Raw genomic sequence first — 9827 nt, forward strand, 5'->3', positions numbered from 1 at the left:
CTGCAAGGCCCGCCGCGAGCAGGAGCAGCGCCGCGACCCACAGCCGTGCGCGGCCGAGGCCGGCCGCCCAGAGCGGCAGGCGGGGGCTGGCCTTCGCGGTCGTCGGTCCCCTGGGGGTGGTCATCACTCCGTCTTTGTGCACCGAATCCGGCGGAAATGCGAGGCGGCGCGACGCCTGCCGGTGAGGCCGGGACTGCGCTTCGGCGGGAACGGTTTTCCAATCGTCACGTTTTCGGCTATGATGAGGCTTGTTGCGCCCTCAGCGGCGCGAAGCAGAGAGGATTGGACCCTGTCCACCACAACCCTGCCGGGGCCGACCGCCAGCGCGTCGCCCTCCGGGACTCCGACGGCAAGCCCCGCTCCCGCGGACGTCCTCCAGCTCGTCCTCGACACCTTGGAAGAGAACAAGGCCGAGGAAATCCAGGCCATCGACCTCAAGGGCAAGACCTCCATCGCCGACGCGATGGTGGTGGCCTCGGGGCGTTCGCATCGCCATGTCGGCGCGCTGGCCGACTACCTGATGAAGGCGCTGAAGGAAAAGGGCGTCGGACAGCTCCGCGTCGAGGGCCTGCCGGCCTGCGACTGGGTGCTTGTGGATGCCGGCGACGTCATCATCCACGTGTTCCGGCCCGAGGTCCGCACCTTCTACAACCTCGAGAAGATGTGGTCCGCCGCCCGTCCCGGTGAGGCGCTGGCGGGCTGACCGCCCGCGGCACACGGCCCTTTCGCGTCTGCCCGGAGGCCCGGCATGCGGCTGATCGTCGTCGCCGTCGGGCGCGCCAAGGCGGGGCCGGAGAGTGAACTCGCCGCCCGCTACCAGGAGCGCGCGGCCAAGGCCGGCAAGGGCCTCGGCTTCCGCGCCGTGGAGACCCTGACCCTCGACGAGAGCCGGCTGACGGATGCCGCCGCCCGCAAGGGTGAGGAGGCCGCCGCCATCCGCCGCGCCCGGGCGGGCCGGCTGATCCTGCTCGACGAGCGTGGCAAGAGCCTCGGCAGCGCCGATTTCGCCGCACTGCTGGGGCGCTGGAAGGATGCGTCGGAGGATGCGGCGACGCTTGTCATCGGCGGGCCCGACGGGCTCGACCCGGCGCTCCGGGCGGAAGCCGACCTCGTCCTCTCCTTCGGCGCGATGACCTGGCCGCACCAGCTCGTGCGGATCATGGCGCTGGAGCAGCTCTACCGCGCCGTCACCATCCTCGCCGGCCATCCCTACCACCGCGTCTGACGGTATCGAGGCATTCCAGGCTCTTTCGACCCGTCGCGTCCTGTGGACAAGCGACCCGTGGATGGCCCCGCGGGTCTCGACAGACAGGCTCTTACGCTGTCATCCAACCTTCACTAAAGTGTCACGCGTCCGTCGCCCGGCGGACCCAGAACGGCGCGGCCCTTGCCGCAAGCCGCACCGCCGCCGCAAGGCGTCTGTTGGGAGGACTATTTCCGATGTTCAACCGTCGTTCGATGCTCGCGGCCGCAGCCGCCGGAGCTATGCTGGCCGCGACCCCCGCAGCAGCGCAGGTCGAGATCCAGTGGTGGCACGCCATGACCGGCGCCAACAACGAGGTCGTCAACAAGCTGGCGCAGGACTTCAACGCCTCGCAGCGCGAGTTCCGTGTCGTGCCGACCTACAAGGGATCCTATCCCGACACGATGAACGCCGGCATCGCCGCGTTCCGAGCCGGCAACGCCCCGCACATCCTTCAGGTCTTCGAGGTGGGCACCGCGACGATGATGGCCGCCCGCGGCGCCATCAAGCCGGTGTTCCAGCTCATGGCCGAGGCCAACGAGCCCTTCGATCCCAAGGCCTACCTGCCGGCGGTCGCGGGCTATTACTCGACCTCGCGCGGGGAGATGCTGTCCTTCCCGTTCAACTCGTCGTCCTCGGTGATGTGGTACAACAAGGACGCCTTCCGCCGGGCGGGCCTGAACCCGGACCAGCCGCCCAAGACCTGGCCTGAGGTCTTCGAGGCCGCCAAGAAGCTGCGCGCCGCCGGCTATGACAAGTGCGGGTTCTCGTCCGCCTGGATCACCTGGCTGAACATCGAGCAGTTCTCGCTGTGGCACAACGTGCCGCTGGCCACCCGCGCCAACGGCATCGACGGCTTCGACACGGAGCTGCGGTTCAACTCGCCGCTGCACGTGCGCCACCTGCAGAACCTCATCGACCTGCAGAAGGACAACACCTTCTCCTATTCGGGCCGGACCAACACCGGCGAGGGCCGCTTCACCTCCGGCGAATGCCCGATCTTCCTGACCTCGTCGGGCTTCTACGGCAACGTCAAGGCGAACGCGAAGTTCGACTGGGCCAACGCGCCGATGCCCTATTATCCGGATGCAGCCGGCGCGCCGCAGAACTCGACGCTGGGCGGCGCCTCGCTCTGGGTCATGGGCGGCAAGCCCGCTGCCGAGTATCGCGGCGTGGCCAAGTTCTTCGCCTTCCTGTCGCAGACCGAACGCCAGGCGAAGCTGCACACCGACTCCGGCTACCTGCCCATCACGCAGGCTGCCTACGAGCAGGTGAAGGCCTCCGGCTTCTACCGCGAGAACCCCTATCTCGAGACGCCGATCCTTCAGCTCAACAACAAGCCGCCGACCGAGAATTCGCGCGGCCTGCGCCTCGGCAACATGGTGCAGATGCGCGACGTCTGGGCCGAGGAATTCGAGGCGGCGCTGGCCGGTCAGAAGAGCGCCCAGGCGGCGCTGGACGCGGCGGTCTCCCGCGGCAACGTGATGCTGCGCCAGTTCGAGCGCACCGTCTCCCGCTGAGATCACACACATCCGGAACCGGGGCGGGCCCAACCCGCCCCGGTCCGTCTTTTCGGGGGACCTGAATGGAAAAGCGCGTTGTCTTCGACGGCAAGCTGCTGCCCTACGCGCTTCTGATGCCGCAGCTCCTCATCACCATCGTGTTCTTCTACTGGCCGGCGGCGCAGGCGGTCTGGCAGTCCTTCTTCATCCAGGATGCCTTCGGCCTGACGATGCAGTTCGTCTGGTTCGAGAACTATCAGGTTCTCTTCGCCAATCCCGACTACTACCGCTCGATGGTCACGACGCTGGTCTTCTCCTGCCTCGTCACCTTCTTTTCCCTGTCGATCGCGCTGATGTTCGCGGTCCAGGCCGACAAGCACATCAAGGCCGCCGGCACCTACAAGACCTTCCTGATGTGGCCCTATGCGGTCGCCCCGGCCATTGCCGGCGTGCTCTGGCTCTTCATGTTCCAGCCTTCCCTCGGCCTCGTCGCCCAGGCGATCCGCGCGCTGGGCATCGACTGGAACCCGCAGCTCAACGGCGGCCATGCCATGACGCTGGTGGTAATGGCCGCGACGTGGAAGCAGATCAGCTACAATTTCCTCTTCTTCCTCGCCGGGCTGCAGTCGATCCCGAAGAGCGTCATCGAGGCCGCCGCCATCGACGGGGCCCGGCCGGCGCGGCGGTTCTGGACCATCATCTTCCCGCTCCTGTCGCCGACCACCTTCTTCCTGCTGGTCGTCAACATCGTCTACGTCTTCTTCGACACGTTCGGCATCATCGACTCGGTCACCGGCGGCGGCCCCGCCCAGGCGACCACGACGCTGGTCTACAAGGTCTTTTCCGACGGGCGCCTGGGCGGCGATCTCGGCGGATCGGCCGCCCAGTCGGTCATCCTGATGATCCTCGTGATCGGGCTCACCGCCATCCAGTTCCGCTACATCGAGCGCAAGGTCCAGTACTGATGGTCGAGCGCCAGAGCCTCTTCTCCTTCCTGCCGCACGTGATCCTGCTCATCGGGATCTTCATCGTCGCCTTCCCGGTCTATGTGGCCTTCGTCGCCTCGACCTGGGATCCGGCGACCATCTCGAACGGGCAGATGCCGCTGTGGCCGGGGCCGCATCTCGTCGAGAACTACACGCAGACCCTGTTCCAGGGCACGTCGAAGTCGTCACGCGAGCCGGTCGGCATGATGATGCTGAACAGCCTGATCATGGCGCTGACGATCGCCATCGGAAAGATCTCCATTTCGATCATCTCGGCCTTCGCCATCGTCTATTTCCGCTTTCCGTTCCGGATGGCGGCCTTCTGGGTGATCTTCGTGACGCTGATGCTGCCCGTCGAGGTGCGCATCTACCCGACCTACAAGATCGTCGCCGATCTCGGCCTGCTGGACAGCTACCTCGGTCTCACCGTGCCGCTGATCGCCTCCGCGACGGCGACGCTGCTGTTCCGCCAGTTCTTCATGACCGTGCCGGACGAGCTGGTGGAGGCCTCGAAGATCGACGGGGCGAGCGCCATGCAGTTCTTCAAGGACACGCTGCTGCCGCTGTCGATCACCTCGATCGCAGCGCTGTTCGTCATCCAGTTCATCTACGGCTGGAACCAGTATCTCTGGCCGCTGCTGATCACCACCCGCGAGAGCATGCAGACCATCGTCATCGGCATCAAGAAGATGATCGTGACGCAGGACGCCCTGACGGAGTGGCAGATCGCCATGGCGACCGCCGTGCTGGCCATGCTGCCGCCGGTGCTGGTGGTGATCCTGATGCAGCGGCTCTTCGTCAAGGGCCTGGTCGAGACCGAGAAGTGAGGCAATTTCGATGAGCGAGGTCGTTCTCGACAAGGTGCGGAAGGTCTATGCCGGCGGGGTGGAGGCCGTGCGCGGCGTCGACATCCACGTGCCGGCGGGCGACTTCTGCGTGCTGGTCGGTCCCTCCGGCTGCGGCAAGTCCACGCTGCTGCGCATGATCGCGGGGCTGGAGACCATCACGGGCGGCGAGTGCCGCATCGGCGCGCGGCGGGTCAACGAGCTGGAGCCGGCCGAGCGCGACATCGCCATGGTGTTCCAGAACTACGCGCTCTATCCGCACATGAGCGTCTACGACAACATGGCCTATGGCCTGAGGAACCGCGGGACGCCCAAGCCGGAGATCGACGAGCGGGTCAGGGAAGCCGCGCGGATCCTCGAGATCACGCCCTTCCTCGATCGCAAGCCGCGGGCGCTCTCGGGTGGCCAGCGCCAGCGCGTCGCCATGGGCCGCGCCATCGTGCGCAAGCCGCAGGTGTTCCTGTTCGACGAACCCTTGTCCAACCTCGACGCCAAGCTGCGCATCCAGATGCGCGTCGAGATCAAGAAACTGCAGCGGGCGCTGGCGGTGACCTCCGTCTACGTGACCCATGACCAGCTGGAGGCCATGACCCTCGCCGACGTGCTGGTGGTGATGAACAAGGGCGAGGTCGAGCAGACCGGCGCGCCGCTCGACATCTACGAGAAGCCGGCCTCCACCTTCGTCGCCAGCTTCATCGGCGCGCCGCCGATGAATCTCGTGCCCGTCGAGGCGGGGGAGAACGGGCCGCGCGCCGCGGGTCTCACCGGCGGCCACGGCCTCGCCGTTCCCGCGGGCGGGGCGATCCTCGGCGTCAGGCCCGAGCACCTGATGGTGGTGACCGGCACGGTTCCGGACGATTCCCTCGGCATCACCTTCCCCGTTTCGGCTGTGGAGGCGGTGGGAGCCGAGACCTTCGTCTACGGCCCGATCGGCGGCACCGGCCAGGACATCATCGCCCGCCTGCCCGGCAAGGCGCTGCTGGCGCCGGGAACGCCGGTTTCGGTGGCGGCGAGCGCCGAGCACCTGCACCTGTTCGACCGGCAGACGGGCAAGCGCATCGGGCCGTGAGGCCCGCGGCACCGCCGCGCACGACCTCGACCCCTCCCGTCCCGCCCAACCTTGCGAGCGGGCGGACCCGTCGCCATATTCGGGAGGCGCCGGTGGTTTCCGGTGTGCCGGGTGCCTTCGGGGCCCGGCCGATGTCGCTCACACGAGGACTTCGCCCATGTCGCGCGTTCCGTCCCTGTCATCGCCCTTCCTCCTGGGTTTCGACCAGCTGGAGAGGGTCCTGGACCGGGTCACCAAGGGTGCCGAGGGCTACCCGCCCTACAATATCGAGCGGATCGCCGCGTCGACCCAGGGGCCAGAACGCCTGCGCATCACCCTCGCCGTCGCTGGCTTCACGCGCCAGCAGCTCGAGGTGACGGTGGAGGAGAACCAGCTCCTCATCCGCGGACGCCAGCAGGACGACGCCGACGAGCGCGACTACATCCACCGCGGCATCGCGGCACGCCAGTTCCAGCGGGTCTTCGTTCTCGCTGATGGCATGGAGGTCATGGGAGCCGACCTGAAGAACGGGCTCCTCTCCGTCGACCTCGCGCGCCCCGAGCCCGAAAGGATCGTGCGGCGGATCGACATCGCGGCACAGGACTGACCCGAGACGGTGAGTTCGTTCCGCTCCAACCTGCCTTCAAGGAGGTTCGACCCATGATCGACCGTTCCCCCATCACTCCCGAAACCCTGGCCCAGCTCGGCGTCGCCAAGGTCGCCTACGTGAAGCCGATGCGCTCCGACGAGATCACGCGGATGTTCCCGCAGGCGCCGGCCCTGCCACCGGGGCTCGACCTCTTCGCCCTGGTCTCGGCCGACGGCATGCCGATCATGGTCACCGACCGCCGCGAGGACGCGGTGGCGAATGCCTGGCAGAACGAACTGGAAACGGTCAGCCTGCACTGAGGAGGGCGGAGCGGGCGGCGCGGCCGCCCCTCAGCCGCCCGCGGCCGAACTCTCGCGCACCTGCCAGAAGCGGAGGACGCGAAGGGCCGTATGGGTCGTGAGCTTCGAATAGCTCTCGCGCGCCTCCTCCAGCGTCGCGGGAGCGAGCCCACCCGCCCCCGGCCGCGTCTGCAGGATGGCGCGCAGCGTCGGCCAGGAGAGCCCGGCCGCCCGGGCGAGGATCAGGATCGGATCCGGCCGGTCGCCGACGAACAGACGCTCCACCATCTCCAGGGGGACGCCGCAAAGGACGGAGAGGCTGCACACGGTCTCGTCGAACTTGCCGGCCTCCGCATAGGCGCGCAGTTCGTCCTCGCCGAGGGCGCCGCGGCCGTGCTGGACGACGATGGCGCGGTGAATGGCGGTGTAGTCACGCGCGCCGTCCGCGGTGCCGACGGCAATGCGGTCGGCGACGCCGGCGATGGCGCCGGGCAGCTGCACCTTCTCGCGCGCCGTTGTGGAGGCGACCAGCCGCTTGCGCACCTGCTCGCGGGCTGAGGAGAGGATGACGCGGAAGAGATAAGGCGGGATGTCCTTGCGCAGGCCGACGCATTCGGCGAGCAGGTCGTCGTCCTTGGAACGCTCCACCAGAGCGTCGTAGCCCTTGGCCGAGAAGCGGGCGCCCTCGTTGGCGGCGACCGACATGGCCACGCGCGAATCACCGCGCTCCACCAGAACGTCGGTCACCTTCTCGCCCACCGTCTTGCGACCGGCGATGGCGAGCATGTGCTCCTGGCTCTTGGTTCGGGCGATGGAGGCGAGCGTGGTGTCGTCGAGCTGGGAGGACAGCATCAGGATGGGGCGGGCGACGTCGATCTCGTCGTCCTGCGCCAGGCTGCGGATGATCGTCTTCGGCGCGCTCATCACCGGGGCGAGGCGCTCGGCCAGCTCGCGGCGGACCGCCTTCTCCATGGCGCTCGACAGGCGGAGGATGACGTCGTCGAAGAGTTCGATCTGGGATTCGGTGTAGCGCTCGGCGTCGCGCAGGAAGAGGTCCGTCACCCGCCTCAGGGTTTCGACGCGCCGACCGCTGGTGCCGCGCGAGATCGCATCTTCAAGTTCTTCGATGATGGATGCCGACGGCATTTCCGGGTAATTCCCTCACAATACTTGCGAAATATGCACAGACCAATGGTATCGGCCGCGCCTTAAGAAGAGGTTGCAGGAAACCCGCGGATACGCGGTGGACGCGCCGTCGGCCGCGGGTCCGCCGTCCGGACCGGCGATGCAACGGGGGTGTGAAAAACTTCGTGCGATGCGCTTGATGCCCGCAACGAAATATGCAAAACACGCGCTCCTTGAGCGGCGAGCCCGCTCGAGCACCCGGCGGATGACCCATCATCTGCCAGTTCCCGCGGGGACATACGGGGCCATAGCTCAGCTGGGAGAGCGCTTGCATGGCATGCAAGAGGTCGGCGGTTCGATCCCGCCTGGCTCCACCAAACCTTCCGGTCTCCCGACACCGCCCGTTTTGTTTTACCGCCGCCGGTGCAGCCCAGTCTTGCGGCGGACACCGCCGTGCGGCGCCGAAACCGTGCTAAGGCCGCGGGCCATGGTGGCCGCAACATGACGTCCCTTCCCGACACCTCTCCGGTCCGCGGGACCACGCAGTCCGCCGAACGCCTCCTGCTCGGAAAGGTGTCGCTCGCCCATCTGGTCAGCCACGTCCACATCATGACGGTGCCGGCCCTGCTGCCGCTGCTGCCCGGACATTTCGGCCGCAGCTTCGTGGAGATCGGCGCCGCGCTGACGCTGTTCAACCTGGTGTCGCTCGTGGTGCAGGCGCCGATGGGCTTCGTCAGCGATCGGCTGGGCGCCCGGCGGGTGCTCATCGCCGGCCTGATGCTCGGGGGGCTCAGCTTCCTCACCCTCGCTCTCGCGCCGGGCTACGGCATGCTGCTCGCGGCCATGGCGGCGGCGGGGCTCGCCAACGGCGTCTATCACCCGGCGAACTATGCGCTGCTCGCCCGCGGCATCGACGGCGCGCGCATGGGCAGGGCCTTCTCCATCCACACCTTCGCCGGCTATCTCGGTACCGCGATCTCGCCGCCGCTCCTGCTCGGCGCCGCCGCCCTGTTCGGCGTGTCGAAGGCCTTCGCCGTGGCGGGGGTCCTCGGGATCGGCGTCGGCTTCATCATGCTCGCGACCGGGCGGGAGGCGCCGGCCGCACGGTATGAGCCGCGCGCCTCCGAACGGGCTGAGGGGATGCCGCGGCCGCCGCGCGCCCGCCTCATCACCGGCACGGTGGTCGCGCTGATGGGCATGTTCGTGCTCCTGAACCTGTCGACCGGGGGCATCCAGTCCTTCTCCGCCTCGGCTCTCGTCATGGGCTACGGCATCGATCTCGCCGGCGCCAATACGGCGCTGACCCTGTTCCTGTTCATGAGCGCCGGCGGGGTGCTGGCCGGCGGCACGCTCGCCGACCGCACCAGCCGTCACGGGGTGGTGGCGGCGGCCGCCTTCCTGGCGACGGCGGTGATCGCCGGCATCCTGGCGACGACGACGCCGTCGGTCCTCGTGGCGACGTTGCTGCTCGGCCTCGCCGGCTTCCTGTCGGGAATCATCACGCCCTCGCGGGATATGCTGGTGCGCGCGGCGGCGCCGAAGGGAGCCGAGGGCATCGTCTTCGGCATCGTTTCCACCGGGTTCAACATCGGTGGGCTGGTGGGCCCGCTGCTCTATGCGGCGCTGCTCGACCAGGGACAGCCCCGCGCGATCTTCGCCGTGGCGGCAGGTTTCATGCTGCTGACGGTGGTGCTGACCCTCGTCCAGGACCGCAGGGCGCGCCCCTAGCCGGCGGGCGGCTCGGAATCCTTCGTGCCGGGCTCGGGGAACATGCCTGATCCCGGGGTCTTCTCGCGATCGATCTGGTCCTCACGGGCGTGGGGGCCCTCCGGCGGCGTCTTCGGCTTGTGCGTGCCGGGGTCGAGCTGAGGCTTCTTCGGATCCTTGGTCATGCTGCATCAATGCGCGCCAGCCCTGGCGGTTCCGGCGGCCGGCGACCGCCGCCCCACGGACGACTCGACGGCGCGCGCCGCTGTCGTCATTCTCGCGCCCCGCCGCCATCCATCCTGCCCCGGCGCCATGAGGATCCTGCCCGTGAAGCTCTTCTTCTCCCCCGCGTCCCCCTTCGTCCGGAAGGTCATGGTCTGCGCCATCGAGCGCGGCATCGACGGCCAGATCGAAAAGCTCGGCTCGGCCGCCCACCCGATCAACCAGGACGCTTCGATCAAGGCGCACAACCCCACCGGCAAG

General features: G+C 68.1%; 11 protein-coding genes and 1 tRNA gene. 10 read left to right on the forward strand and 2 right to left on the reverse strand.

Annotated features, from left to right (window positions below; genetic code table 11):
• Positions 1 to 238 precede the first annotated feature (238 nt).
• The 8 genes from rsfS to ACT6XY_RS21260 all read left to right on the forward strand — a co-directional run bounded on the left by rsfS (position 239) and on the right by ACT6XY_RS21260 (position 6533).
• On the forward strand, positions 239 to 703 hold the full coding sequence (gene rsfS, locus ACT6XY_RS21225; protein ID WP_444750298.1) for a ribosome silencing factor: 465 nt from the start codon (positions 239 to 241) through the stop codon (positions 701 to 703).
• A gap of 45 nt (positions 704 to 748) precedes the next feature.
• A complete protein-coding gene (rlmH, locus tag ACT6XY_RS21230) occupies positions 749 to 1225 on the forward strand; it encodes a 23S rRNA (pseudouridine(1915)-N(3))-methyltransferase RlmH (protein ID WP_444750299.1) in 477 nt (158 codons plus the stop codon).
• Between the two features lie 215 nt (positions 1226 to 1440).
• On the forward strand, positions 1441 to 2763 hold the full coding sequence (ugpB, locus tag ACT6XY_RS21235; RefSeq protein WP_444750300.1) for a sn-glycerol-3-phosphate ABC transporter substrate-binding protein UgpB: 1323 nt from the start codon (positions 1441 to 1443) through the stop codon (positions 2761 to 2763).
• 65 nt (positions 2764 to 2828) lie between these two features.
• On the forward strand, positions 2829 to 3710 hold the full coding sequence (ugpA, locus tag ACT6XY_RS21240; RefSeq protein WP_444750301.1) for a sn-glycerol-3-phosphate ABC transporter permease UgpA: 882 nt from the start codon (positions 2829 to 2831) through the stop codon (positions 3708 to 3710).
• Positions 3710 to 4558 (forward strand): sn-glycerol-3-phosphate ABC transporter permease UgpE, encoded by an 849-nt coding sequence (gene ugpE / locus ACT6XY_RS21245; RefSeq protein ID WP_444750302.1) that lies wholly within the window; start codon positions 3710 to 3712, stop codon positions 4556 to 4558. Before ugpA ends, ugpE begins: the two co-directional genes overlap by 1 nt.
• A 10-nt stretch (positions 4559 to 4568) precedes the next feature.
• A complete protein-coding gene (locus ACT6XY_RS21250; RefSeq protein WP_444750303.1) occupies positions 4569 to 5645 on the forward strand; it encodes a sn-glycerol-3-phosphate import ATP-binding protein UgpC in 1077 nt (358 codons plus the stop codon).
• Positions 5646 to 5802: 157 nt separating this feature from the next.
• Positions 5803 to 6231, forward strand: coding sequence for an Hsp20 family protein (locus ACT6XY_RS21255; protein ID WP_444750304.1), 429 nt, complete (start codon positions 5803 to 5805; stop codon positions 6229 to 6231).
• A gap of 53 nt (positions 6232 to 6284) precedes the next feature.
• Positions 6285 to 6533 carry a DUF1150 family protein gene (locus tag ACT6XY_RS21260; RefSeq protein WP_444750305.1) on the forward strand — a complete coding sequence of 83 codons (249 nt, stop codon included), beginning with the start codon at positions 6285 to 6287 and terminating at the stop codon, positions 6531 to 6533.
• Positions 6534 to 6563: 30 nt separating this feature from the next.
• On the opposite strand, the gene ACT6XY_RS21265 is transcribed toward ACT6XY_RS21260, so the two are convergent.
• A complete protein-coding gene (locus tag ACT6XY_RS21265; RefSeq protein WP_444750306.1) occupies positions 6564 to 7658 on the reverse strand; it encodes a DUF2336 domain-containing protein in 1095 nt (364 codons plus the stop codon).
• A gap of 280 nt (positions 7659 to 7938) precedes the next feature.
• Here ACT6XY_RS21265 and ACT6XY_RS21270 point away from each other — a divergent pair.
• Positions 7939 to 8014 (forward strand) — tRNA-Ala (locus tag ACT6XY_RS21270).
• 124 nt (positions 8015 to 8138) lie between these two features.
• Positions 8139 to 9365 (forward strand): MFS transporter, encoded by a 1227-nt coding sequence (locus tag ACT6XY_RS21275; protein WP_444750307.1) that lies wholly within the window; start codon positions 8139 to 8141, stop codon positions 9363 to 9365.
• Here ACT6XY_RS21275 and ACT6XY_RS21280 read toward each other — a convergent pair.
• Complete coding sequence (locus ACT6XY_RS21280; RefSeq protein WP_444750308.1) at positions 9362 to 9529, reverse strand: hypothetical protein; 168 nt, start codon at positions 9527 to 9529, stop codon at positions 9362 to 9364. The two genes, ACT6XY_RS21275 and ACT6XY_RS21280, sit on opposite strands and share 4 nt — an antisense overlap.
• Between the last annotated feature and the right edge of the window lie 298 nt (positions 9530 to 9827).

Source organism: Phreatobacter sp., assembly GCF_052440005.1.
GTDB lineage: Bacteria > Pseudomonadota > Alphaproteobacteria > Rhizobiales > Phreatobacteraceae > Phreatobacter.

Bases quoted from the DNA above. Each gene is read 5' to 3' on its own strand.
- ACT6XY_RS21260 (WP_444750305.1), top strand. From the start codon at position 6,285: ATGATCGACCGTTCCCCCATCACTCCCGAAACCCTGGCCCAGCTCGGC.
- ACT6XY_RS21250 (WP_444750303.1), top strand. From the start codon at position 4,569: ATGAGCGAGGTCGTTCTCGACAAGGTGCGGAAGGTCTATGCCGGCGGG.
- rsfS (WP_444750298.1), top strand. From the start codon at position 239: ATGATGAGGCTTGTTGCGCCCTCAGCGGCGCGAAGCAGAGAGGATTGG.
- ACT6XY_RS21255 (WP_444750304.1), top strand. From the start codon at position 5,803: ATGTCGCGCGTTCCGTCCCTGTCATCGCCCTTCCTCCTGGGTTTCGAC.
- ugpE (WP_444750302.1), top strand. From the start codon at position 3,710: ATGGTCGAGCGCCAGAGCCTCTTCTCCTTCCTGCCGCACGTGATCCTG.
- ACT6XY_RS21265 (WP_444750306.1), bottom strand. From the start codon at position 7,658: ATGCCGTCGGCATCCATCATCGAAGAACTTGAAGATGCGATCTCGCGC.
- rlmH (WP_444750299.1), top strand. From the start codon at position 749: ATGCGGCTGATCGTCGTCGCCGTCGGGCGCGCCAAGGCGGGGCCGGAG.
- ugpB (WP_444750300.1), top strand. From the start codon at position 1,441: ATGTTCAACCGTCGTTCGATGCTCGCGGCCGCAGCCGCCGGAGCTATG.
- ACT6XY_RS21275 (WP_444750307.1), top strand. From the start codon at position 8,139: ATGACGTCCCTTCCCGACACCTCTCCGGTCCGCGGGACCACGCAGTCC.
- ACT6XY_RS21280 (WP_444750308.1), bottom strand. From the start codon at position 9,529: ATGACCAAGGATCCGAAGAAGCCTCAGCTCGACCCCGGCACGCACAAG.
- ugpA (WP_444750301.1), top strand. From the start codon at position 2,829: ATGGAAAAGCGCGTTGTCTTCGACGGCAAGCTGCTGCCCTACGCGCTT.